Source organism: Kosakonia cowanii JCM 10956 = DSM 18146, from assembly GCF_001975225.1.
In the GTDB taxonomy this organism is placed as follows: domain Bacteria; phylum Pseudomonadota; class Gammaproteobacteria; order Enterobacterales; family Enterobacteriaceae; genus Kosakonia; species Kosakonia cowanii.
The window spans coordinates 4,127,391-4,151,183 of record NZ_CP019445.1 but is presented as its reverse complement, the minus strand read 5'-3'; the positions used below and the strand labels follow the sequence as shown (position 1 = coordinate 4,151,183).

Here is a 23,793-nt window from a genome sequence, read left to right as displayed (position 1 = left end):
AGGAGGTCATAATGCAAGTAAATCGCTCAACTCCATTAACGCACCACGCTCAAGCCGAAGCTGGTCAGCCGTCATCTCAAGAAAGCGTCTCCCTGAAAGGGCCTTTAAGCGGCCTGCACGCTGGCGCTCCAGCTATGCGGGGTTCTGAGGCTCCTGAAAACCTGAAAAAAGGATTACTGGGGATGGGGCAGGCTGCACTTTTAAAAGGCAAAAACACCAGGATGGAAACAGGAGGGTGTGGTCCCTGTATTGGCGTGGGAATTACTTACCGATCAAACAACGGAGAAGTCAGTGGGTTACTTGCCCATCTTCAGCCCGAGGCCGACATCAGTGATTTTGCCTGTAATGTTCGGCATGCCTTTGATGACCACTTTGAGTCTGAAATGAAACTGACTCTTGCCACCACGCTTGATGAAGATAAAAACGTCGCGAGTGACCAGCAGCTGAGACTGGAAAAACTTCAAAATAGTCTCAAATCCCAGTATGACTTTCTTGATCTTGATGACGAGAACATACATGTATCCACATCTCATTCATCACTTTCTGTAGATATAGCTAAACAGGAAGTCAATCTCGGGCAAGATACAGACAAAGATTTCAGTAAGGATGACATGGACTATATGCAACATCACATGCTTAACGACAGCAGTTCATTGCGTTACTTTAGCTAGATTGTCGTGGTCAGGTAACACTGACCACTGTTTTACAGGCGACGACATTAGCAAAATCGCCATTTGCTGCAGAACAATAGTGGATATCCGCTCCTTGCTCAAAGCAGACCTTCAGCTCAGTCAGCTTCGTGCCAGAGCAGACATTCATATACAGGCTGTTATTGCAGCCGTTGAATTTCTCGCGCACCTGCGGGGGTAAGTCAGCGACGCTGAGGATAATTTTCAGAAAGACCCGCCTGACAGCGGGTCTGTGAAGCGCTTATTTTAGGTGCATAAGCAGGAGCAGAAGAGGTTTGATTACCCGTTACGCGGAGGCTGTTGATAGACCCTTTGCCGCTTTACGAGGTAACAGACGGGAAACAAAAAGCCCCGCAACCTGTCCGGCCGCAGCAAGGTAAAAAGCCAGCTGTAAGGCATTCTCAAGACTGCTCACAGAGGTTTCCCGTTGCAGGCTCTCACTCCCGCTCCCGGATAGCGCTATCAGCACAGCTATACCAATCGCATTACCCACATTCAGCGTTGTAGAAGCCATACCTGAAGCGATCCCCTGCTCGTTATTCGGAACGCCTGAGCCTGAAGCTATCCACATTGCCGTCCATACAATACCCTGTCCTGCTCCTGAAATGACCAGCCCCGGCATTATGTTCATATAAGATGCACCAGAAAATGCTGCCGGTGCCAGAGCCAGCGTACCGGTAATCCCCATTAAAAAACCAATAAGTAATGTTGTGCGCACCGGCAGACGATTTGCGAGCCGGGCACCGAGCTGCGTTCCGGCAAAGATTGCCAGCGAAGGAATAATAAAGGCCAGACCCGTCTGTAAAGCGCTGTACCCCATAACACTCTGAAACAGAATCGTCAGGAAATAAGGCAGAGCGCCGAATGTCCCCATATAAATGGACGTCATCGCCATGCCTGTAACCAGACTGCGGTTTCTGAATAACCGTAACGGCATCAGTGGATCCTGGCTGCGGGCCTCAATAGTGACAAACAGCAGCAGAGATATAGCGGCCAGACTCAGAGAGAAAAGAATATGTCCTGACAGCCAGCCATCTTCAGGCCCCTGAACCAGAGCGTATACCAGCAGGGTGGCGCCCACCGTCACCGTTACCGCACCTGGAAAATCAAAACTGCGGCGCGTCTTCCTGAGGCTGTCTTTCGGTAAGACATAAAAAGCAGCACAAATCGCGATGGCTGACAGTAAAACGTTGACGAAAAATACTGACGGCCAGCCATACGCACTGGTAAGTACTCCTCCGGCAAGCGATCCCAGGGTGAGACCACTTGCGCCTGCGCCGCCCCAGACAGCCAGAGCCCGGTTTCGTGCAGGTCCTTCCTCAAACAGTCGGTTTATAAGTGACAGCGTGGACGGAAAAAGTAATGCAGCGCCTATGCCTTGCAGGGCTCGCGCAATGACGATAACGCCAGGCTCCCACGCTAAACCACCTGCAAGCGAAGAAAAGGCATATAGCCATAATGCGCAAATAAATACGCGACGTTGCCCCAGCAGATCGGCAGCCCGCCCGCCGAAAAGTAAAAAACCTCCGCAACATACCGTATAGGCACTCACGACCCACTGCAGAGTCTGCTCAGAAAACCCCAGTCCGGCACCAATTTCCGGCAGCGCCACAAATACAATATTTATATCCAGCGAGTAAATGAGCTGGGCGAACGCCAGTAGCGCAAGGCTCCAGTGTTGTAAACGTCGGGCACCTGAATCCATTGTGGATGTGGGCATAGAACAATCTCCGTATAATTTTAAGAAAACCAATGTACGAGTACATACGTACATTTAATGTATGTATGTACTCGTACATTAGTCAACTGATAAAACTTAAAGTAGGATAGGGAGATGTTAACTCCCTTATGGAAAAACGGATGCTTGCAAACCACCCTGACAGAGAACAACTTCGTCTTGAGAACGTGCTGGCCGCTTTGGGAAATCCATTACGCCTGACAGTGGTACGTGTGCTTGCTGGTGGCGGCGAACATGCGTGTAGCGCGGTGCTGAGTGGTATTCCCAAATCGACGCTGACTCACCACTGGCGTGTATTGCGCGACAGTGGTGTGATCTGGCAGCGCCCCTTCGGGCGAGAAAACTTATTGTCGCTACGTCGGGAAGATCTCGATGCGCGCTTTCCCGGTCTCCTTGATGTCCTGTTGGGCGCAGTTAACAATGATGCTCTCACAAAAGAGTCGACCGCAAAAAATCTGCCGCAGCCATCTTCAAAATAGGGTGCGGATGCAAGACTGAAAGAGACTCACATTACGAATTCGATATTCCTACAATCCGCTTTCCGCTCAGAGCTGCTGGCTGATAAAGATGACTTAGCCGCCTTTCGCAGCTTTATGATGGGCAGACGTAGTTGCTCGTCAAAAGATAGTCGGAGAGCCTTGAGGTCCGCTTCGTGCCAGGAGCGGACTTTGCTGACATCAGTTTGTATCGATTTAAGGGGAGCAGGTCACTTTCTTCTATAAAAAAGAAATCTAGTTGTCTAGTATAATGCTAAACCTCTTTAATATCATGAGGAAGGTGATCATAGTTGAAATAAATAAGGCGTAGCAAAAAAATGAGACGACAGTAAAGAATCCAGTGTAAATAGATGTTGTTATCTTTACATCGTAGAATGAAAGTATTGCTGACAAAATCACTATAATTATTGATGTTAATATCGCAAAGCAAATGTTTTGGCATAGCTCTTTATATAAGGCTATGTTTTTTGTGAATGTTTTTATTTTATCAATAACTGTTTCTCTATCTCTCTTATCAATTATCTTGCTTTTTTGGTCATAAACCATTACTACTGCGCTCATAAGTAACGCTGTCGTAATAGATCCAAAATTAACCATTATACCAACAACGGATGTCGGCATTACTTTAAAGAAAAGACAAACAAAGAAAGAGGCTATTAACGGAAAAATAAAATGTAGCCAGAGATCTGGCTTAGAGAGAGAAGTGGCTCCATCCTCTTTTAAGCTGGCAATGTGGTTCTTTATTAGCCAGTAGATGTTTATTTTATTCATATATTGTACCCACTCCCATAAATTGCTGAAAGATAATCGTTTATTTCATCTTTTATAGCATCGTGTAACCCTTGGGTATCAGGTTCTTGAGTTAGAGGGTCTATGTTTAACTTAGCATCATCCAGTGTAATAGATACGCCCTTAGCGATAATATCGTTCAAATCATATATCTTATTCTTTCCATTCACTTGAGCTGTGATCTTTATTTTATCGCTATCTGGCTCTAATATTTCAAGGAGATCGTTTTGCGACTTACTTTTCCCCAGGTAGTCAGAAACCTTACCCATAGAGTAGCCTTTATTCTTGATAATAAAGTCAGCAGTTGTTCTGTTTCCGATTAAACGCATTGCATCGGCGGCATCCTTGCTAACTTTATAACCAACTGCTCTTATTTCTACTACCTCTGAATTCTTTATGCTATTTGGTATGTCTTGATGTAATAATGGGCGTACTCGTGCTTCAAAAGATGGTGTATTTGAGACGAACCCAAGCTCTATTATTTTCTTTATAGGGGTTCTGGCATTTAACCTCGCATTCTCATGGAAAGCAATAATCCCAGTATCTAAACTGTCAGGGAGATACATAAAAATATATCTTTTTTTCTCTGTTACTTCATCGTGGTTTACTTGCTTATGGTTTGTTGACGAGAGCAACTTCTGCCTGACAGTATAGTTTTCCCCATACCTACCAGCATTTACGTAACCGTATATTATTCTTTTGTTGTCGTCAAAAGTAAGATTTCCAGAAGGTATGGATACTATTAGTTTTGTATCAGTATCCTCAAGCGGAGTATTTAAATTATTATTTAATATTACTTTTACTATATCATAAGCCTTAAGGCTCTGATCATTATTCAATTCACCAAGCTTAAAGGACTTTCTTGCTTTCGCTTTGAGTAATACCCTAAAGGCTGACATATGGACTGCGTGCATAGTTAAACCTGCCTGAATGATTAGTTTTACTTTTGTTGGATTCTAGCGTAGAAAAGTTTGCACTTGAACAAGCCTATATCAAATATATCAAATAACAGCCTCTTTTGAGGGTTTTTTTCTTGGGCTTACCGGTAATGCAGATCGCCACATGAGGTCTTTTCGCTCAGGCGAACGGCCAGTACCGTATGGCATCTGACGAAAGTTCCTGATCATGACTGGCAGTGTATCTCAGGAGTTTATATCTGTACTCGCAGCCTTTAATGATGAGTGAAATTATGATAAATGAAGAGTGCGGAGCTCTGGTCGCGATAGAAATATGCCGCCTGGAGGCAGCAATATTTTTATTTTTGGACAGCGCACACAAGTAGCTTCCAGCGGATAGGTAGTCCGTTCTGGTGCTGATGGTGGTTCTGAGGTGGGAGTGTATGACCTTTTGCAATTCCGATTTCGTCACCACAATTAACACAACGATAGATACCCGGATTAGCAGCCTCACTACCTGGCGCTAACTCTGCATCAAAGGCTGCGTGTGAGTTTTTTTGCAGATTATCAGCGTATTTATAATATGCCATCGTTTCTTCCTCTATATGGCTCAACCGCTGAGCCTCTACCAACAATCTAAACATTCACAACTTAGTTGACTATATGAGATGCAGGTTCTTTTAAGCTTTTATGATGCTGATCATTATTCATGTTTAGCTACACACGAGTCAGGACATATCAGCTATTTTTGACGCGTAATATTGTTTGCCGGGATGTACTGAATTCTCTCGCAATTGCACTTATAGTCGCGCCGGATTCAATTCTTTCTAATACGGACATTTTTTGCTCTTCGTCCAGTACAGGCGGACGGCCAAAGCGTTTACTGGCAGTGACTTGCTCCCTATTGCTTAAGACACCTTGATGTAAGTATGCATTCCGAACTTCAGCTCTTCGCTCAAAGCAGACCTTCAGTTCTGTTAAGTTGTCGGCTTTGTATCAGAAACAGACATTGATATTTCATTCAATGTACTGGCTAAAGCGTAAAAGATAACCATCGGGATCCTGCACGAGGAACTCTCTCTGGCAGGCGGACGTTTCTCCGGTGCTGTAATGGCTATCGTGGAGATCCCGATAAAGCGTTACGCCATGTGCATGCACCCGGGCGAGGATCTGTTCAATATCGTCCACTTCTATCTGAAAATTAATGCCTCGTCCAAATGGCCTGGTGAGTTCGCCCGTATTCCAGCCATCCGGATGATACTGCTCAAGCATCAGTTGTGCTTCACCAAGAGAGATATAAGCAAAATCAGGATCTTTGCGCTTGATCATGATGTTAAAGCCAAGCACGTCTGCATAGAAGTGCAGGGAGGCTGTAAAGTCCGTTACAGTCAGTTCTGGAACCATTCGGTTCCAGAAGGGTTCATTCTTATCAATCAACTTTCTTATCCTTTATTAACAGACCCAACATCCGGCAGACCTTCTGAATCCTGCGCGTGCATGCTTATTCCTTTTTCGGCTTTGCTAATACCATATATTCATAAATGTTTTTATAATTAGTTTATTTATCAATGAGTTAACAAGTGCTTAACGCTGCAAACGATGCGAATTATTCCGGCGTTATGCCTTAAAAGTATCAAAATTGTTGATATATCTTTAATTCATATTTTCTGACGATATGATGTCGGAGAACTCTGAATAGTGAGAACGTATCTTATTAACAATCCCCGACCACAAAAGGAAAACGAGATTATGGACGATTTCGCAGTTCGTAGCGCAGGTGGAAAGCTGGCGCTATGGGTCTTCTGGATTTTCTGCCTCTATTTTTGCTGGTCTCTGGCGAGCAATCTCTGGCTTGCCGGCCCTGTTGATATTGCATCAGGCTTCGCCAGCGGCGCAGCGCGATCTGTCGAAAGCGGGTTAAACACGGTGTCTGGCATCGTTGCATTAAGTGCGGTAGGTGCGATACTGGGCGCCATTGCCTGGTATACACGTCCACGTGATATGCAAGCGTGACGTAGGGCTCCACCGTTTCACAGGATGATGCATGTCTCTCTTCGACTGGCAGCAGCGCTTTGACAGCTGGATGACGCAGCACTTTACCCACGCCGATGCCGCTCACGATCTCGCGCACTTTCGCCGCGTATGGCAAACGGCGCAAACCTTGATGGAAGGCGAACAGGCTGACGCGCTGGTGGTGCTTACCGCCTGCTACTTCCACGACATTGTCAGCTTTGCCAAAAATCATCCGCTGCGTCACACCTCGTCGCAGCGGGCGGCAGAAAAAGCCGCCGCGATCCTTACTACCGACTTTCCTGACTTTCCCGAAAGCGCCATTCCTGCGGTGCGCCACGCCATTGAGGCGCACAGCTTCAGCGCCGCCATTACGCCACAAACCCCTGAAGCTAAAATCGTGCAGGATGCCGACCGGCTGGAGTCCCTTGGCGCGATTGGTCTGGCACGGGTCTTCGCCGTCTCCGGCAGCATGGGCGGCGCGCTGTTTGACGGCGACGATCCTTTTGCTGCCCGCCGCGAACTGGACGACAAACGCTTTGCCCTCGACCACTTTCTCTGCAAGCTGCTAAAACTGCCTGCGACCATGCAGACCGCCAAAGGCCGCGCCCTGGCCGAGCATAACGCCGATTTCCTGGTACACTTTATGGCAAAACTGAGCGCCGAACTGCAGGGCGATTTTCAGCGTCTTGATGACGAGGTGCTGCGCCGCTACAGCGCGCGCCCATCCTGAGGAGAGGGAACGATGGCAGATGTGCATGACAAAGCGACGCGCAGCAAGAATATGCGCGCCATCGCCACGCGCGATACCGCCATTGAGAAACGGCTGGCCGGTTGCCTGGAGGCGCTGGGGCTGGACTTTCGCGTGCAGGACGCCACTCTGCCCGGACGCCCCGATTTTATCGTTGATGCCTACCGCTGCGTTATCTTCACCCACGGCTGTTTCTGGCACCATCACAACTGCTATCTGTTTAAAGTCCCCGCCACGCGTACCGATTTCTGGTTAGAGAAGATTGGCAAAAACGTGGCGCGCGACGCCCGCGACTGCGCACTGCTGCTGGAGCAGGGCTGGCGGGTGTTAGTCGTCTGGGAGTGTGCGCTGCGCGGAAAACTGAAACTCAGCGACGACGCGCTCAGCGTTCGCCTGGAGGAGTGGATCTGCGAGGGGCAACAGACCGCACAGATCGACACCCAGGGAATTCATGGCGCGTTTTAATTTGCCATAGCGAAAATAATTTCCCTGGTAAATAAGGATGAGTGAGACCCTGATCCCTGATAAGAAAGTTAAAATCACCTCTCTAATTTCATAAATTACTGCCGTAAAAAGGCAACGCTCTTTTGTTGCTTATAAAAATCGAAGCCCATCGCTGATTAATTATCGGATTGAATAAAATCCCTGTTTTGTTGTGTGGGACGCATGCCATCTGACTCGCTTTTATTAAAACCAACACATGTTGTATTTACTGATGATCAACAGGGTTGTTGTCGTCTGAATAAGACGACCCCCAATAGATTGAAATAGATCACTCTTTTTATTGTGGAGGTTTTATGTCATCTCACGAGGCTTTATCTAAAACAGTTCATATCCTCTTTACTGATGATGAAAAGGCATCTTTTTCGTCTGCAGTAAAAAAGGCTGAAGATGGTGAGGCGTTATTCTGCGAGGAGATGATTGACGTTGCGATAGATATTCCGTCGCGAGATCTCCATGGGGTGAGCAGCGAATGCTTATCGCGGCAAACAGAAGAGGCACAACACCTGAAAGCGCGCCTTCTTGAGACCCTGAGCCGCAAGATGCCGCACCTCATCGAAAAGCGACATCGGGGATACAACAGGCATGAGCCTGATGCGGCCGACATTCAGCGGATACAGGAAAAGGTACGGGCCGTGCAGGGTACAACTGTGCCGGAGAGGCTTCTCGCCCCCGCTCACCATTTTCTCGACACCCTGTTATTGCTGCAACAAAGCCACCATCCCGCCGCGAATGAAATAGACCCTTACGCCTTCGATTTAATGTACGCGATCTCCGATGCGCTGGATGCTGTCACCGCCGCCGAAAAAGTCGAGCATCTGGAGTGGGACGCGCAGGTTGCCGCAACGGCGGATGCGTATCGACATAACTTGATTGCCGCACTCCCACAGGAACTCACCCAGCCTCAACAGGCTGAGGAGTTACTTCTGTCCGCAAGCAATGCGTCATGTGTGGAGTATCAGCGATTCGCTCAGCTGAAACAGTCGCTTATGGCTGAAACCCGGCTGACCCGCCAGCGTCTGGCAGAATACCTGCAACAGCAGGCCAACGTCATACAGAGTAATGCCCGTGATGCGCGGCTATTCGCGATGAAGATGTTACTGAGGCAAGGGGATCGAGTGACGTTGGGGAGTGCTGAGCAACTGGCAGACTGGATGCAGGAGTATCTGGTCTTCGCGTACCCGATGCCCGGAGTTGATGGTGCGCTGCAAGGTAATCCGCAGGTCAGCGAGCGCAAAGCAGGGGAGGATCATGAGCCCGATGATATCCGGCTGGTTCGTCATATCCTGCACATTGGCAAGATGTTTGGAAGCCTGGCTGCGAGGCTGAAGCAGGTACAAAAGCGTGTCGCGCCTGACGATGAGAAAAAAGCGGCGGATAAACTGTGGCATCGCGCCGGGTGCCGGGTCAGAAATCTCACCCAACTTGCAAAGCAGGCCGGCGCTGGCCCGCACAATACCCTTACCAGAGTGAGCGCAAGGGAGAAGCCTTTGCGTCAGCCACCCTCCAGCGAAACTCTCAACCGTGTGGTAAGAGATAGCGCATTGCTTCTGCTTGACGCAATTCAACAGACAGAACGGCGAATCAAACAGATCCCTGCCGCCGCAGGGAGAGTCGCAGACGCAGTTGAGCAGTATCTGCAAATGACCGAATCTCGCGCGGGTGATGAGGTGTTACCGGCGCTCAATCATCTGCTCACTCAAGAGGTGGAGGCTGAGGCAACGCGCTGGCACTCTGTCGCACATCACGCGCAGCAGCAGCTGGAAGCGCTTATTGATCCCCTGGCTAAACGCACAAAAGATGAGTGGGCAGACTTATTCCGCAGCGCTCAATTTGAAGCGCTTCGCGATGCGGGCAGAGGAGAAGGGATCGAAAAACTCGATAAAATCCTCCGTCAAACCGCAGGGAGGTTAAGCCAGCTGGCATTACAAATCCAGAGGGCAGTGGTTCGCCTCGCGAAACTCGGTCACAGCGGCAGGATTGAACTTAATCACCATATTGCGCAGTGGTTAGTGGCGTTAATGCGGATGAAAGCAGGGGTCAAAAATAGTGTCGTTGAGATAACGGGCCGCGCGCTGGGCAGTTTCTCGCACAGTGGAATGTTGGTACGCGGCATAAGCGATTGGGCGACAGCGTTACGTCAGGAGTACTTACGTGACGTCCACCCGCAAAACAAAACCGAAGCAGCCATCTTATTTGACCGAACGGTGCTGGAACTCATTAACGATAGCCGCAGTCAGTTGGCGAAAAAAGCCGATCCGCAGGCTGAAGGTTTCATAAGCAGGCTAAAACTCGCGCTTCAGCTTGCAGCAGAAGATACCACGGCTTACCCACCCACGCCGGAGGCGATCCTGGCCGGATCCCGTAGCCTGCCGGAGGATCTCCAGCGCTGGGCTGAGAGCAAGGTAATCGGTGGCGCATTGTCAGCGATACTCCGGGAAGGTTTTAGCCTGACAATCGGACCATGTTCTCTACCCGTGCGAGTCGTGCTAAGGGAAGGGCAAACGGGGGTGAATAGTTCTCTTCGCGATCGCATTATCAATAAAGCGTTATCGCCAATCGCGTTTCGTTTAACGATGTCACTGTCACCAACGCGAGATATTAGCGTCGCGGCCGCGCCTCTCTATAAACAGCAGGGTGAGATTACAAAACAGATCGTTTCGTTGCCGCAGGCGCTGGCCTGGAAGGCAGGGTTTGTCGGAACGGGGGCAGGGGTTAATACTGCGCTGAGGCGTTGTATTGAGCAGGCACTTGTGCGGGAAGTCGAGAACTTCATGGCCGAAGCGGCTATACAAGGTGAGCTGGCGGCGAAACCCGCAGCACCCTTCGCAGAAACAGATGAAAATTTACCGCCACGGCGGAAAAAACGCGCAGCCGGGTATCCCCAGGAACCCTCCGCGAAAGATTTTGATCTTGCGCCCGAACGGGAAACGGCACCTGATTTACAGCATGAGAGTGAAGTAAAAGAGGAGCCGGGTAATAAAGGTGCAACGGCTGCTTTATTATCTGATGTCAGGGGCTGGAACGTACGGGGCGCTTATAATCTTGCCCTCACTGGCGTACACCGTGAGGGAGGTATTTACCATGCTGACGATGGGCATTTATATATTTATCTTGCCGGTCGCTTCTGGCCCTGCAAGAAATTGAGTGCCGATCTATACGGCGTGTTTGTTAGCGCGTGGGGTATGAAAAAAGTCGTAATTATCAGTGATGTTAATGGTTACTGGGATTACGCAGATCAGACCGATGTTGAAAAGTTTAACGCCTTTTTAGCTATCCAAAAAAACATTGCAGAATCTAATCTGGACTCTGCAGCGAAAAAAAGGATTGATGCGTCTCTTTCTGCGGATAACTTTATCTCCTGGGGTGGCTTAATTAAACGGATAATTAATATCATCAACAGAGAGTTTTATAATCTTTATTTGCATCCAGACAATGAAAATCTTATCGCAATTATGATGCTCAGAAAAATGATTCTCGACACCCAGAGTGTGGCGGACGGGATCCTTAAAGGCAGAGCATATGAGAGTACGAATTTATTCTGGAATCAGCAGTTGCTGTCTCACTATTGGGAAGCATTCAATGTTGATATTACCGATGTCAGTATATTAGCCACCGCGCGCTATGCGCGCATCCTCGCCGATGACGCGCTGGCTAAATATAATAAGCTTAATAAGAAATTCTTCGAGAAAGAAAAGAAACGATTGGCGAAAATTAACGCTAGCATCGCTGACTTGAAAAATAAAATATGGGAGGCGGAAAACAATCCACGCGAATATATTAGTGCCTCTCTTGCTATGGCTTTCTATGTAAGATATAGCCAAGATTTTACCACCGAGTTGAAGAAAAAAGAGGGTGAAAGAAGCGTTGTTCAATCCATCGTTAACAGAGTGCAGAAAAAAATAGATAGCTACAGACAACTTATTCAGGCGTATAAGGAAAAATACCAGCGATATGAGGAGGGGATGGCGCTTGGCGATAAAACTTTTACCCAACGCCTAAGATTGCAGCATGATACATCAGATATTATTACCGCCGCAAAAGAAGCCGTTGCAGAGTTGGCGCTGAAGGAAGTTAAACTCCGACAAAGCCTTCGCTTCGGTGACGGCGAATGGGACAGCGAACAGATTGATACGCTTCGTATCGCCCGGGCAACCGTAAGAACAATACTGGTGCAACAACAAACATATGTCGAACTGGTCGAAACTCTGGAAACGATAAATATTACAATACCCGCCGCCAGGGAGAATTATGCTGATATTGTTTGGGCGAACAACGTTACTGATGAGATATACCCGAAAATCTTTGCCGGGGAAGAAAACGCTGCAGCACGCGATCTTCTTCCCGCTATGCTGCACTGGTTGCAGAAGAATAAAAAGAGCGTTTCACATCTAAAAAATCTTCGTGCGCAGGAGATCATTGATACTTATGCAAAAAGCCGTCATGAATTAAACCCCTTAATGATTGAAAAAGATATTCCAGAAGGATACACCTCCTTATCTACAATGTTGGGTAGAGAATATTTTTCGAGTAAATGGTATTACAACCAGCAATTTATTGAGTACAAAAGAAAGTACAGCAGTTATGAAGCAAGCGAGCGGGTTAAGGAGTTGCTGATTGTTTCAGGTCTTTCGGTCGATGAAATTACAGCACCTGTTAAAAAAAGCATCCGGCTCGATGTCAGAAAGAAAAATAATGTCAAAAATGTTCATGCCGGAGAGCTGTTATTTATTCAACTTAAAGACAATAACTGGGTCTTTTTTTCCATTTTTCCAAATGCAACCTTTAGTCGACGCTTTACTGAAGCGCAAATGCACAGCAACCCGTGGCTGAACGCCATTGCCAATCTTGTGCCCCAGAGAGTTCATAGCCATGGGCTGGAGAGTGTATTTACCGAGGCCTTTTTTAAAAAGCAGTTCGGTCACGCAAATGAAAAAATTTATTGGGATGGCACGCGACGTGCAGCGAAAGAAAAAGAGGCCTTCATCAATAACATCCTTTATAAGACGGAATATCCTAACCCCTTTGCACACGCTCACTTTGGTGGCACCGAGTACAGTGTTTATAAACATGAGGAGCAATTACACCATAGTCTTGTCGTTACGCTGAACATCAGTATGAAAAATGCGCTCGATCGTTCGGCCAATAAACTTAAATCCGATCTTTATAAGCCATCTGCGCTGCATCGTATTGCATGTATTTTCATCCCATTTTATTCCGATATATATGGATCTGTGACTGATGGTGAATATCAACCCGATGGTTTTGCTCTCATTGCCGATATTTTTGCGGTAGTGTGTGTTGCGGCGCAGTTAGGGGCAAAAATAGGCGCACTGATAAATAATGCGAAAGGGATCGCAACTATCGCACGCGAAGGGGTCGCGAGAGGTTTAACAGGTAAAAGCTTGTATAAATATATGATTCGTGAGATGGGAGAACAGGGGGTTATCAACGCTATTGAATTGGGAAAAATAAGTGCCAGCGCGATATTCGATTTAGTTGATGCATTAATGCTACGCGATCTCTCCAGCTATATCATGTCTAAAATTCGCGCTGACATGATCTTTCATAATATTGTTCCTGGAAAATCTGCCGCTGCAACAGTGGGTAAAGAGTTTATTCGTCTGGATGTAACGTTAAAAGATATGCATAAGCAGACTTTGCGCGGCGGTGAGGTTTATGTAAGCATCTCTCCGAAAACCAGGTTGCGCGTTTATTATATAGAAACTGCAAACGGTATCGCTGAAGTGCGTTGGAGCCCGACAACTAAAGCATGGCGTACTGTTGATCCCAAAGACCCATCAAATCCCGGTCAGATTATGCATCCTGAAAAGAACAAATGGGTCGTTACCTCAGTTGCGAAAGGTACCAGTATTCAACCTGAGATGGGTATACAGAGGTTACGTACTAATTTACCTGATGAAAAAATCCCCTTTAATACCCAGCATGCAAAAGAAACCGAAGGGGTTGATGCGCAGGCTTTACTTGAGGAGCTTTACAGACGTAATTCAATCAAACTCGCGATGACTAATCCTGCAGAACGAAGCAAATATGTAATGGCTTCAGTCGGAAATTACATGATCGAAAAAGGCTTCGAAAACATCCGCTATCGCGGTATGGCTGTTTTTGTAGACTCTGTGGATCAAATGCCGGCAAACCACTTTGTCGTTATCGGTGCTAAAAATAATCGCGACTATGTTTTTGATCTCTCGGCGGGAGCGTTCTCCAGAAAATATGATGAATTCAATGGTCCTGTTATTCTTCCTGAAGAGTTGTGGGCGCAAAAATATGCAAACATCAACGGTGCCAGCCTGATTAAATACGCTGATTATAAATCTCGCGTAAAAGCAGATGAGATATTTGGTGCTTACAGTGAATATACCCACCATGGGCCTCAGGCTGTTATTCCCAATGCGAAAGTGCTCAGGCGCCCTGAATGGTATTACCCCGATTCGGTAGCGGCAGATAACAGTGCTGAGGTAGTGACAACTGCGGCGCTCTGGCACGGTGCAGGAAATGAACTCATGTCATCGGTGCACCGTAGCCAGAGGAGAACGGTTACCACTGACAATGCTGCAGATTACGCTGTGGATCTGCTCGAAAACAGTGAATTACTGAATAAAGAAACGGCGAATTTACTGCGCCAGTGCATAAAGCATGTCGAAGAGGGAGGAAGGGCGATTACCGAAGCCACGGGCTTACTCGACACGCCGCGGCTGATTACCTCTCAGGACGATCTGCTGTGCGTGGATAAAGGGGAAATGCTGTTCTTCTTCCGAACGAATGCAGCGGTGCAGGCCACTTCGACACATCCTGTTCACGTTATGGTCAGCGTCGGTAACGGGCGTTTTGCCGGCATAAATAACAACACTCTTGATCAGGCGCTCAGCAATGACCCCCGCATTCTACTGGCTGAGCAGCTTGGCGACTTTACAGGCACTCAGGCCAAACGTAATGCAGACGGAGAAAAAATGCAGATCTTTGCGGCCAGGCCGACAGGACTTCTTCTCGCGGACAAACCGGCATTACGCGACTTAGCCAGCACTCTTCCTGCGGACACGGATAGCATCAGCGGTTTGACCGATTTACTGGCACAGTGCGGTAAATTGTCGCCCGAACAGGCCCAGGGATTAGCGCGAGCGCTTCAGCCAGTGATTAATAATCCGGCTCCTGTTTACGGCCAAATGGGCGCCATTGAGGATGTGCTCACTTCACCCGTGCGTATTAAAAAAGAGGCGGAGATGATGGCTGTGCCGCAGGGATACCTTGTGACCTTTATGCGCATGGGTAAATCCAATGCCGGTCATGTGATGTACAGCCTGGGCAATGGTGAATTTATTATCATCAACCCTGCAAAGCTTGATGCTTCATTAGCCGATAAAAGTACCATTATTCACGCCAGGGATATCCCTGCTGAAGTATGGCGCTATAACGTGATTTCTGCCGGTGGAATTGCCCTGAAAAAAATGCGCGTGTCGGCGTTACTGGGCGAGGGGGGAGCTTTTTCTGTAGAAGGGAGCACGCTGTCTATTAAAGCCATGGGTGGTCCCGGCGCGGTTAATAGTATGGATGCGCAGGAGCTGGCAGATACTATCCGTGGTTTAGCAAGAAGCGAAAATTTTGCCGTTGATCTATCCCGCATCAGTGAAATTAAATTTTACAGTCACTTTGGTGCATTTGGCAGGCTACCCGCCGGTAAGGCGCTGGCCTGGCTCCTGAATAAAAAGGTGACGGCTTACCCGGTATTTTATAGCCCTAAATTACAGGGCAAAGAGGCTTTACTGTCGGAAGCGAAGAGTTTTTTACCCGAGGATTTATCTGCAGATGAACTCGCTCTACTGGCTAACCAGCAAAGTCGGAGTCATGAATTTTGGCAACATACACGCTCACTGTTCGGCGACAAAGGTGCAACGGAGAGCGTGGAGATGAGCAATGACCTTAAAGAACTTTTACTTAAAGTGGCGGATTATGTCCGCGGCAAGATTTCAATAGATGATTTTTTAGATGGTATGCCTAACTTTACTAATGGATTGTTGATTATGAAGGTTGGGCTAAACCTTCTGTATAACCATGAAGAGATTGATTTTGACGGATACGTTTCACTGAGTTGTGATGTATTAGGCGCAAGCCGGTTCGGCGTGGAGCTAATAATACAATTTATTGACAAGTAGGCTGCTCACAGGATTACAGAATGGTTGTCGTGAAGGCAGGAAGTATTACCCTCTTTTAGCCCGGTAATACTTCCTTTTTTATGGCGACGATGAGAAGGGGGTTATTTCTCAATCTCGCAGCGCTTAACCACCGGGGGCGCAGGCAAAAGATACTTGCCAAGGGTAACCAGCACCACTGCAAAAATAATCACCCCCAGTGCCAGCCACTCGATTGTGGAGAGATGTTCACCCGCAAAGGTGGTGCCGAGCAGCACCGCGACCACCGGGTTGACGTAGGCATAACTGGTGGCAACGGCGGGCGTGACGTTACGGATCAGGTACATGTAGGCATTGATGGCGATAATTGAGCCGAACAGCGCCAGATAGCCGACGGCGAAGAAGCCCTCAATCGGCGGCACGGCGGTCAGACGCTCGCCGCTGAGCGCGGAGGCCGCGAGCAGTACGATCCCGGCGGCCAGCATCTCAATTGCACCAGCCATCATGCCGACCGGCAGTTCAATACGCGATCCGTAGACGGAGCCAAACGCCCAACTGAGCGAGCCAATCAAAATCAGCCCGGCACCCCACGGATTGCCGCTCAAGTTGCCGCCGCTGTTAAGCAGCACGATGCCAACCAGGCCAATGGCGATGCCCAGCCACTCCAGCTTGCGCGTGGCAATACCAAAAAAGCGGCTAAAGCAGAGGGTGAAGAGCGGCACCGTCGCCACCACCACCGCCGCGATGCCGGACGGGACATTCTGGTGTTCAGCAACGGTCACAAAACCATTGCCGACCGCCAGCAGCAGCACGCCAATCAACGCCGCGTTAAGCATTGGGCGCAGCGGCGGCAGCTTGTGGCCGGTCAGCAGCAGCACTACGGTTAACAGCGTGCCGGCGCAGAAAAAGCGCGTCCCGGCCAGCATAAACGGCGGCCAGCTCTCAACGCCGATGCGGATAACAAAATATGTGGAACCCCAGATAATGTAGAGCGCAAAAAGCGCGCCAATCAGCGGTAAAACCTGCCTGAAACGCATAACCCACCACGGGAAAGGATAAGGGGCTTATAGTTAACGATAAAAGTATTTCTATGGCGAGGGGTTAATCACACCTCTGGTGTTAAATATTTGTTGACATTATGTTCGCTCATTCACCAAGGTTATTTTCGCCTGCTATCTTTTACCGCATACTGTTACGCGTTCAACACTCGCTGGGCGGTTTGCGCAGCTTAATTAAAAAGGAAGACATTTTGGCAGGAAGTAGTCTATTAACCCTTCTCGATGATATCGCCACCTTGCTGGATGACATTTCGGTAATGGGAAAACTGGCGGCGAAGAAGACCGCGGGCGTGCTGGGGGACGATCTCTCTCTTAACGCACAACAGGTTACCGGTGTGCGCGCTAATCGTGAGTTGCCGGTCGTCTGGGGCGTGGCGCGCGGCTCACTGCTCAATAAAGTGATCCTGGTGCCGCTGGCGCTGCTGATCAGCGCCTTTATACCGTGGGCCATCACGCCGTTACTGATGCTGGGCGGGGCCTATTTATGTTTCGAAGGGGTAGAGAAAGTGCTGCATACCTTCGAAGCGAGAAAACATAAAGAGAGCCCGGAAGCGCGGCAGCAGCGGCTGGAAGCGCTGGCGGCGCAAAACCCGCAGCAGTTTGAAAAAGATAAAATCAAAGGTGCCGTGCGCACTGACTTTATCCTCTCGGCGGAAATCGTCGCCATCACGCTGGGGATTGTTGCGGAAGCGCCGCTGCTCAACCAGGTGCTGATCCTCTCCGGTATTGCGCTTTTGGTCACTATCGGTGTTTATGGCCTGGTGGGGATTATCGTCAAGCTGGATGATATGGGCTACTGGCTGGTGGAGAAGAGAGGCGTGCTGGCGCAGGGGCTGGGTAAAGGGCTGCTGTTTGTCGCGCCGTGGCTGATGAAGATCCTGTCGGTGGTGGGCACGCTGGCGATGTTCCTTGTCGGCGGCGGCATTGTGGTTCACGGTATTCCGGCACTGCACCACGCGATTGAGCACTTCGCCAGCACGCAAAATGCGCTGGTGCAGGCAGTGGTGCCGATGGCGGCGAATCTGGTTATCGGTTTTGCTATCGGCGCGGTGGTTATCGCGGTAGTAAATGGCATCAACCGTCTGCGTGGCGCGAAATAAGCCGGTCCTATTACGCAAAACATAAAAACTTCGTCTATGGTGAAAACGTTTCACTCTGATTCAGGAGGCAGGTATGGTCTTTGTGGTCAGTGATGAGGTTCAGGCTAAAAAGGGTGGTCCGCGCATGATTGTCACCGGTTACGCCAGCGGTATGGTGGAGTGTCGGTGGTATGACGGCTATGGGGTCAAACGGGAAGCCTTTCGTGAAGATGAGCTAATGCCCGGCGAAGGGCAGCGCATTCACGAAGAAGCATAACCAACCAAACGCCCGGCTCTGCTGGGCGTTTTTCTTGGCAACCGGCGCGCGACAAAAGCAGTTAACCAGACTTTTCAGGGAGCCTCTGTGCGCCACTCCACCTTTAATCATCTGCCCGGACAAAGTAACAACGCCGGACGCTATTTCGATCCCACCTGGGTGGTTAACCTCTGTTTTGTGATCGTGATGGTCTGCTCGACCGTGCTCACCTGGCGCGAAGTGCTGGTGCTGGAGAACGCGTATGCCACGAGCCAGCGTAGCGCGCTGGAGAATGTCAGCAATGCGCTGGATATGCAGATGCAGGTCGGCGTTGAACGACTGCTCTTTTTCCGCCACACCATGGAGGCGGCGCTGCAAACGCCGCTCGATCTTAATGTCCTGCGAAAGCGCCACGGAGAGTTTGACAGCAAACGCGTGTTGCCGCAGTGGCAGATCGGTCGCGATAACCAGCGCACGCTGCCGGTATATGGCGTCTCGGACTACTTTGTTGAACAAACGGCGCTGCTGACCCGCGACAACCCGAACCTGCACAATGAACTGACCGCAGCGATGGAGCTGGGCTACCTGTTTCGTCTTTCAACTCATGCGCAGATGCTACCGCGTCGCGCCTGGTATATCTCCCGCGCCGGATTCTTCATTACTACGGATACTCAGGCCAGCGAAGAGACCATTGTGCCTACCTATTACCGTCTGCTGATGCGGCCGTGGTTTATCGGCCAGCAGAGGCAGGAGAACCACGGACGTGGCGTACGCTGGTTCAGCGACCTGACGCCGGGCAGTGAGCATCATGGCGATGTCACGGCCAGCGTACCGCTCGATTATCAGGGTAACTGGCTGGGGGCGCTGGGAGTCAGTTTCTCCGTTGATGCCATTCACGCGCTGCTGATGCACGCCAGTCCCGGTGGAGAAAGCGATGAGAAGGGCAACTATCTGCTCTATGACAGCCACTTTAAGCTACTCACTACCACCTCGCTCGACGACAACGTGAAGCCCGCCTTTAACCCTGAAGAGCGCGCGCGGCTCAGTGCGGAGATGGCGAAAGATACCGTGGGCGGCCTGCGCCTCGGCGCACGCTACATCAGCTGGCAAAAACTGAAACATTTCGATGGCGTGCTGGTGCGTATCCACACCTTGCGCGAAGGGATCACCGGCGATTTTGGCCGTATCAGCATTGCGATGGCCATTCTGTGGCTGCTGTTTATGACCATGCTGCTGGTGGCCTGGGGGGTGATTCGCCGGATGGTGAAGAATATGTACGCCATGCAGAATACGTTGCAGTGGCAGGCCTGGTACGATCCGTTAACCAGGCTCTGTAATCGCGGCGTGCTGTTTGAGCGGGCAAAAATCCTCTCACAACAGGCGCGCACGCAAAAGCAGCCCTTCGCGGTGATCCAGCTCGATCTCGATCACTTCAAAGAGGTTAATGACCGCTTTGGTCACCAGGCCGGGGATTTGGTGCTGTCGCATACCGCCGGGTTAATCAGCAGTAGCCTTGACGATAAGCAGGTTGCCGGGCGCGTGGGCGGCGAGGAGTTCTGTATTCTTCTGCCGGGCTGCACGCGGGCTGAGGCCGCCGCGATAGGCGAGCGTATTCGCCTGCGTATCGCCAGCAAGGAGATCCTCATCCATAAGCATACGACCATTCGCATTAGCGCATCGCTGGGGGTTAGCGATGCGCTGGAAGAGGGGAACTACGATTTTGAACACCTGCAATCCGTTGCCGACCGGCGTCTCTACCGGGCGAAGCATCAGGGGCGTAATCAGGTTTGCGCCGACGATGAGATGCCGAACAGCTGATTAAGCCCCTCGCGCCAGCCCGCTGCGCCCTCAAGCTCGGTGTGGTAGACCCGCTCAGGCGTATCGCGGCGCACTGTCACACCTTCACGGTTCAGACCACGGACGACAATCGCGTAATCGACGCTGTCGAGCAGCGGCGCATCGTTCGGGCCATCACCCAGCCCGACGGTGGTAAAGCTTTTCCCGGTGTAATGGTGATATTGCCGCGTCAGCCAGTTCACCGCCTGATCTTTACCGCCGCGCTCATCCAGCACGTGCCAGAAACGCGCCCCCTGCACGAAACGCAAACCGAGCTGCGATAAAGCATCGTCAAACGCCGCCATTTCGGAATCGCTGTCGCGCCAGATAAGAGTTTCAGAAGCTTCCTGTAACTTTGCCAGCGCCGCCTGGGCAGGCGGCAGGCCGGTCACTTCCGCCAGTACGCTCTCGTCGAGATCGGAAAAGGAGGTAAATTTCCACCCGTGCGTATTACGCAACTCGTTCAGCACGCGGGTAATCTCTTCATGGGGCGCGCCGCTCATCAGACGCGGGTAGTGCTCATCATCATGCCAGGAGTCATCAAGCTGAACTACCGCCCCGTTTTCCGCAATAAACGGCAAACCCTCCAGGCTCAATATCTTTTGCAGGGCAGCCATCTCGGCGGCGGTTTTACTGCTGCATAAAATGACCGGAATACCCTGCTCACGCAGACGGCTCAGCCAGCCTGCGGCGGCCTGCCATTCACCGGTATGGCTATCCATCAGGGTGCCATCCACGTCGGTAAAAATCAGTAACGGATCGTCCAGGCTCGGCATCGTTGGCTCCTTGGAATCAATAGGGCACTGCATACGTTATAAAGGGGAGGGCTCTGGGGCTAAATGCCTGTTTTATCGATATATCTTGTCAGCGCAAATAATAGCCGATAGAGTGGGCTCTACATCAGATTCCCCTGATGTGCGAATTTTGTAAGTGCTTCTTGCGTAAGCAAGTTTCCCCGGTCGTTAACCGGCCGGGGTATTTCTTTAGCGGTTCGCTTCCGTAATGCTGAAGTCATGCACATCCAGCTCAAAGGCCTCTGCCAGCTCCCGCCATGTATGATACTCACGCCCGTCGACGCTGACGCGCTGCCCCTCATCGTCGTCAATGCGCTGGACTTCGCTTTCGCTGATCTCATTAATGGCCGCCAGCAGTGCATCGATATCTACCTGCACGTCACGCTTGGCCGTCTCGTCGTACTCTCTCACCGTTTTCATGCTATCACCTCATGGTTGCGTGCTGAGCTTAAGTATAGACGCCAGAAAAAAGGTGACGCTTATGTCACGGGCTGCCAGCCTGCGCGTTTTGATCTACACTGGCGTAAATGTGACTGGAGGAGTGATTATGAAGGTTAACGATCGGGTTACGGTCAAAACGGACGGAGGTCCACGCCGTCCGGGTGTTGTGCTGGCTGTTGAAGCGTTCAATGAAGGTACGATGTACCTGGTTTCTCTTGAAGATTACCCGCTCGGTATCTGGTTCTTTAATGAAAAAGATCACCCGGATGGGGTTTTCGTCGAGCTGGCAGAATAATTTATCGCCCTCCGTTGCGGAGGGTAGATATAAGAATTTTGTCTTACCGCATATTCACAAATATACCGTTAGTAACATTATCTGTTAGCCGCACTACATGATAGATAACTTGTTTATTGTGCGTTTTAATCTTCCTTTTAATATTTCCTTTATGTGACGATACCGTTTTAGCTTTAATATTCATCTGATCGGATATTTGAATAGTATCTTGTCCTGACATCCACATTTTTAACATGCTGGATTCTGTCCGACTCAGTGAAAGTGTTGGCAGATTGATAGTACCGATACTTTTTTTCTCTTTGCTCAAATAATCGCCCAAAATATTGTCCAGAGACTCAGGTTTTATCGATTTTGAGCTAATTAACAAGTTCTTACGGACTAACAGGTACTCATCAAAATGGATATTGGCGATGGCCATAAACACGATAAACAGTGTACGGGGATGCTGATTAATGACCTGCTTTATATGCTGACTGCTGCTTGGATCATGGATAAAGCAGTCTTCATTAATAAACACCACGGAAGGTTGAAATGTGGCGCAAGCTAATTCGAGTTCATCAACAGATTGCACGTCGTTGATATCTCGTTTTTTTACTCCCCGGCTTGTCAGATACCCTGTTAATCCCAACCGGGTATAACTGCATAAATCCATAATAATCGTTGACATGGCATACCCTCACTCAATGCGTAACGATAATTCACCACCCGCCAGAAGCTTCAGAAGCCATACAGGAATATATTACTGAAGTGCATGGGAAGACCTCAGGCGAATCCACTATCCCGTAAAGTTACGTATAATTTGCCAGGAATCATCTTAAAGTAAAGTAAATGTTGCGTTCTGTGAGAATGCTAAAAACAAATAAGCCGCGCCAGGGTTATCCTGGTGACTGTTTTTAAAATTTCACTTTAGGATTATCCTCAGGATGACACTGCAAAGCAGAGGGGTACTATCTCTGCGGCAGTTCGCTGACGATATCTGCCAGCAGATCGAAGATCTCACTGAAGAGACGTTCGCAGAAGGGCGCGATCAGCGGCATCATTGCCGAGATGAGCAGAATACCGACGCTCAATGTGACAGGGAAACCGATAACAAACACCGACAGCTGCGGTGCCATACGGTTCAGCAAACCAAGGGAGAGGTTGATGGTCAGTAACAGGGTAATAATCGGCAGCGCCAGCATTAAGCCATTGATAAAAATCATCCCCGCCGCGCGCGTCAGCGCCAGATACGCATTACTGTTGACCGGGTTACCGCCGATCGGCAGGGTGTGAAAGGTGTCGACCAGCATCGAAATCAGCCATAGATGGCCGTTAAAAGTCATAAACAGCAGCAGTGCCAGCATATCGAGAATGCGCGCCAGCACCGGCATGTTTAGGTGGCTGGTCGGGTCGACAAAGGTGGCAAACGACAACCCCATCTGCAGGCCAATCAGCTCACCGGCGAGACGAATTGTGGCAAAGGCAAACTGCATGGTGAAGCCGAGCGCAATGCCGATCAGAATTTGTTGCATCCCCACCCACAGCGCTGCGGGCGCGAAGATACCGATATCGGGCGTATCCGGCAGCGTCGGGGCGATAACGATGGTAATGACAATTCCCAGACCGACTTTAATGCGGCGGGGAATGCGCGATTCGCTCAGGATCGGCGCGGTCATGATCAGCGCCATCACGCGCAGCAGCGGCCAGAAGTACATACTGATCCAGTGCAGCCACTGGTCGCTGGTGACGTTCAACATAGGCCGGATTACCCGATGATGTAAGGAATGTTGTTGAACAGGGTACGCATGTAATCAAGCAGCAGATTCAGCATCCACGGCCCGGCTACTACGATGGTGACAAACACGGCGATGATCTTCGGAATAAACGACAGTGTCATTTCGTTGATCTGCGTTGCCGCCTGCAAAATGCTGATCACCAGACCGGTGATCAGGGCAATCAGCAGCAGCGGAGAGGCGAGGGCAAGGGCGACTTTCATCGCCTCGGTGCCCATCATCATGACCGATTCGGGTGTCATTG

20 protein-coding genes and 1 pseudogene are annotated in these 23,793 nt (G+C 49.8%); 10 read left to right on the top strand and 11 right to left on the bottom strand.

The window, feature by feature from the left end; translation table 11 throughout:
• The first annotated feature begins 11 nt into the window (after positions 1 to 11).
• Positions 12 to 671 (top strand): hypothetical protein, encoded by a 660-nt coding sequence (locus tag BWI95_RS23410; RefSeq protein WP_156884930.1) that lies wholly within the window; start codon positions 12 to 14, stop codon positions 669 to 671.
• 304 nt (positions 672 to 975) lie between these two features.
• Here the strand turns inward: BWI95_RS23410 and BWI95_RS19705 are convergent, their stop codons facing one another.
• The gene (locus BWI95_RS19705) at positions 976 to 2,409 is read right to left on the bottom strand and encodes an MFS transporter (RefSeq protein ID WP_076770101.1); all 1,434 of its coding nucleotides are present in this window, start codon (positions 2,407 to 2,409) and stop codon (positions 976 to 978) included.
• Positions 2,410 to 2,549: 140 nt separating this feature from the next.
• Between BWI95_RS19705 and BWI95_RS19700 the strand changes: the two genes are divergently transcribed.
• Positions 2,550 to 2,906 (top strand): ArsR/SmtB family transcription factor, encoded by a 357-nt coding sequence (locus tag BWI95_RS19700; protein WP_054803179.1) that lies wholly within the window; start codon positions 2,550 to 2,552, stop codon positions 2,904 to 2,906.
• A gap of 785 nt (positions 2,907 to 3,691) precedes the next feature.
• On the opposite strand, the gene BWI95_RS19690 is transcribed toward BWI95_RS19700, so the two are convergent.
• The 4 genes and pseudogenes from BWI95_RS19690 to BWI95_RS19675 form a co-directional block, all read right to left on the bottom strand.
• Positions 3,692 to 4,627 carry a hypothetical protein gene (locus tag BWI95_RS19690; protein ID WP_076770099.1) on the bottom strand — a complete coding sequence of 312 codons (936 nt, stop codon included), beginning with the start codon at positions 4,625 to 4,627 and terminating at the stop codon, positions 3,692 to 3,694.
• A 341-nt stretch (positions 4,628 to 4,968) separates the two neighbouring features.
• A complete protein-coding gene (locus BWI95_RS19685; RefSeq protein WP_076770098.1) occupies positions 4,969 to 5,199 on the bottom strand; it encodes a hypothetical protein in 231 nt (76 codons plus the stop codon).
• Positions 5,200 to 5,347: 148 nt separating this feature from the next.
• A pseudogene (locus BWI95_RS23835) lies at positions 5,348 to 5,497 on the bottom strand (helix-turn-helix domain-containing protein); the annotation flags it as partial.
• A gap of 129 nt (positions 5,498 to 5,626) precedes the next feature.
• On the bottom strand, positions 5,627 to 6,046 hold the full coding sequence (locus BWI95_RS19675; protein WP_054803177.1) for a bleomycin resistance protein: 420 nt from the start codon (positions 6,044 to 6,046) through the stop codon (positions 5,627 to 5,629).
• A gap of 312 nt (positions 6,047 to 6,358) precedes the next feature.
• On the opposite strand from BWI95_RS19675, the gene drpB reads away from it, so the two are divergent.
• From drpB to BWI95_RS19655, 4 genes are all read left to right on the top strand, one after another.
• Complete coding sequence (drpB, locus tag BWI95_RS19670; RefSeq protein ID WP_023479203.1) at positions 6,359 to 6,622, top strand: cell division protein DrpB; 264 nt, start codon at positions 6,359 to 6,361, stop codon at positions 6,620 to 6,622.
• Positions 6,623 to 6,653: 31 nt separating this feature from the next.
• Complete coding sequence (locus BWI95_RS19665) at positions 6,654 to 7,352, top strand: phosphohydrolase (RefSeq protein ID WP_054803176.1); 699 nt, start codon at positions 6,654 to 6,656, stop codon at positions 7,350 to 7,352.
• Positions 7,353 to 7,364: 12 nt separating this feature from the next.
• A complete protein-coding gene (locus BWI95_RS19660; protein ID WP_054803175.1) occupies positions 7,365 to 7,835 on the top strand; it encodes a very short patch repair endonuclease in 471 nt (156 codons plus the stop codon).
• Between the two features lie 332 nt (positions 7,836 to 8,167).
• A complete protein-coding gene (locus BWI95_RS19655) occupies positions 8,168 to 16,042 on the top strand; it encodes a hypothetical protein (RefSeq protein WP_076770096.1) in 7,875 nt (2,624 codons plus the stop codon).
• A 101-nt stretch (positions 16,043 to 16,143) separates the two neighbouring features.
• Here the strand turns inward: BWI95_RS19655 and yedA are convergent, their stop codons facing one another.
• Positions 16,144 to 17,055 (bottom strand): drug/metabolite exporter YedA, encoded by a 912-nt coding sequence (gene yedA / locus BWI95_RS19650; protein WP_076770095.1) that lies wholly within the window; start codon positions 17,053 to 17,055, stop codon positions 16,144 to 16,146.
• Between the two features lie 212 nt (positions 17,056 to 17,267).
• Between yedA and BWI95_RS19645 the strand changes: the two genes are divergently transcribed.
• The 3 genes from BWI95_RS19645 (at position 17,268) to dgcQ (ending at position 20,229) form a co-directional block, all read left to right on the top strand.
• Positions 17,268 to 18,176, top strand: a complete 909-nt coding sequence (locus BWI95_RS19645) for a DUF808 domain-containing protein (RefSeq protein ID WP_054803165.1) — start codon at positions 17,268 to 17,270, stop codon at positions 18,174 to 18,176.
• A gap of 73 nt (positions 18,177 to 18,249) precedes the next feature.
• Positions 18,250 to 18,432, top strand: coding sequence for a YodC family protein (locus BWI95_RS19640; protein ID WP_042717206.1), 183 nt, complete (start codon positions 18,250 to 18,252; stop codon positions 18,430 to 18,432).
• Between the two features lie 87 nt (positions 18,433 to 18,519).
• Positions 18,520 to 20,229, top strand: coding sequence for a cellulose biosynthesis regulator diguanylate cyclase DgcQ (gene dgcQ / locus BWI95_RS19635; protein ID WP_054803164.1), 1,710 nt, complete (start codon positions 18,520 to 18,522; stop codon positions 20,227 to 20,229).
• Here the strand turns inward: dgcQ and BWI95_RS19630 are convergent.
• Together BWI95_RS19630 and yodD are read right to left on the bottom strand one after the other, a co-directional pair.
• A complete protein-coding gene (locus BWI95_RS19630; RefSeq protein ID WP_054803163.1) occupies positions 20,193 to 21,023 on the bottom strand; it encodes a mannosyl-3-phosphoglycerate phosphatase-related protein in 831 nt (276 codons plus the stop codon). The genes dgcQ and BWI95_RS19630 overlap by 37 nt on opposite strands.
• Positions 21,024 to 21,230: 207 nt before the next feature.
• Complete coding sequence (yodD, locus tag BWI95_RS19625) at positions 21,231 to 21,461, bottom strand: YodD family peroxide/acid resistance protein (RefSeq protein WP_054803162.1); 231 nt, start codon at positions 21,459 to 21,461, stop codon at positions 21,231 to 21,233.
• 127 nt (positions 21,462 to 21,588) lie between these two features.
• Between yodD and dsrB the strand changes: the two genes are divergently transcribed.
• Positions 21,589 to 21,777, top strand: a complete 189-nt coding sequence (dsrB, locus tag BWI95_RS23640; RefSeq protein WP_023479212.1) for a protein DsrB — start codon at positions 21,589 to 21,591, stop codon at positions 21,775 to 21,777.
• Positions 21,778 to 21,820: 43 nt separating this feature from the next.
• On the opposite strand, the gene rcsA is transcribed toward dsrB, so the two are convergent.
• The 3 genes from rcsA to fliQ form a co-directional block, all read right to left on the bottom strand.
• The gene (rcsA, locus tag BWI95_RS19615; RefSeq protein WP_076770094.1) at positions 21,821 to 22,444 is read right to left on the bottom strand and encodes a transcriptional regulator RcsA; all 624 of its coding nucleotides are present in this window, start codon (positions 22,442 to 22,444) and stop codon (positions 21,821 to 21,823) included.
• Positions 22,445 to 22,724: 280 nt separating this feature from the next.
• Positions 22,725 to 23,513: a flagellar biosynthetic protein FliR gene (gene fliR / locus BWI95_RS19610; RefSeq protein ID WP_076770093.1), complete on the bottom strand. Its 789-nt coding sequence runs from the start codon at positions 23,511 to 23,513 to the stop codon at positions 22,725 to 22,727.
• 8 nt (positions 23,514 to 23,521) lie between these two features.
• Positions 23,522 to 23,791, bottom strand: a complete 270-nt coding sequence (fliQ, locus tag BWI95_RS19605) for a flagellar biosynthesis protein FliQ (RefSeq protein ID WP_023479157.1) — start codon at positions 23,789 to 23,791, stop codon at positions 23,522 to 23,524.
• Between the last annotated feature and the right edge of the window lie 2 nt (positions 23,792 to 23,793).

What these genes read in the sequence shown, in the direction of transcription:
- fliQ (WP_023479157.1), bottom strand. Translation starts at nt 23,791, where the DNA reads ATGACACCCGAATCGGTCATGATGATGGGCACCGAGGCGATGAAAGTC.
- BWI95_RS19655 (WP_076770096.1), top strand. Translation starts at nt 8,168, where the DNA reads ATGTCATCTCACGAGGCTTTATCTAAAACAGTTCATATCCTCTTTACT.
- BWI95_RS19640 (WP_042717206.1), top strand. Translation starts at nt 18,250, where the DNA reads ATGGTCTTTGTGGTCAGTGATGAGGTTCAGGCTAAAAAGGGTGGTCCG.
- dsrB (WP_023479212.1), top strand. Translation starts at nt 21,589, where the DNA reads ATGAAGGTTAACGATCGGGTTACGGTCAAAACGGACGGAGGTCCACGC.
- drpB (WP_023479203.1), top strand. Translation starts at nt 6,359, where the DNA reads ATGGACGATTTCGCAGTTCGTAGCGCAGGTGGAAAGCTGGCGCTATGG.
- BWI95_RS19700 (WP_054803179.1), top strand. Translation starts at nt 2,550, where the DNA reads ATGCTTGCAAACCACCCTGACAGAGAACAACTTCGTCTTGAGAACGTG.
- BWI95_RS19660 (WP_054803175.1), top strand. Translation starts at nt 7,365, where the DNA reads ATGGCAGATGTGCATGACAAAGCGACGCGCAGCAAGAATATGCGCGCC.
- BWI95_RS19690 (WP_076770099.1), bottom strand. Translation starts at nt 4,627, where the DNA reads ATGCACGCAGTCCATATGTCAGCCTTTAGGGTATTACTCAAAGCGAAA.
- fliR (WP_076770093.1), bottom strand. Translation starts at nt 23,513, where the DNA reads ATGTTGAACGTCACCAGCGACCAGTGGCTGCACTGGATCAGTATGTAC.
- yodD (WP_054803162.1), bottom strand. Translation starts at nt 21,461, where the DNA reads ATGAAAACGGTGAGAGAGTACGACGAGACGGCCAAGCGTGACGTGCAG.
- BWI95_RS19665 (WP_054803176.1), top strand. Translation starts at nt 6,654, where the DNA reads ATGTCTCTCTTCGACTGGCAGCAGCGCTTTGACAGCTGGATGACGCAG.
- BWI95_RS19705 (WP_076770101.1), bottom strand. Translation starts at nt 2,409, where the DNA reads ATGCCCACATCCACAATGGATTCAGGTGCCCGACGTTTACAACACTGG.
- yedA (WP_076770095.1), bottom strand. Translation starts at nt 17,055, where the DNA reads ATGCGTTTCAGGCAGGTTTTACCGCTGATTGGCGCGCTTTTTGCGCTC.
- BWI95_RS19685 (WP_076770098.1), bottom strand. Translation starts at nt 5,199, where the DNA reads ATGGCATATTATAAATACGCTGATAATCTGCAAAAAAACTCACACGCA.
- BWI95_RS19630 (WP_054803163.1), bottom strand. Translation starts at nt 21,023, where the DNA reads ATGCCGAGCCTGGACGATCCGTTACTGATTTTTACCGACGTGGATGGC.
- rcsA (WP_076770094.1), bottom strand. Translation starts at nt 22,444, where the DNA reads ATGTCAACGATTATTATGGATTTATGCAGTTATACCCGGTTGGGATTA.
- BWI95_RS23410 (WP_156884930.1), top strand. Translation starts at nt 12, where the DNA reads ATGCAAGTAAATCGCTCAACTCCATTAACGCACCACGCTCAAGCCGAA.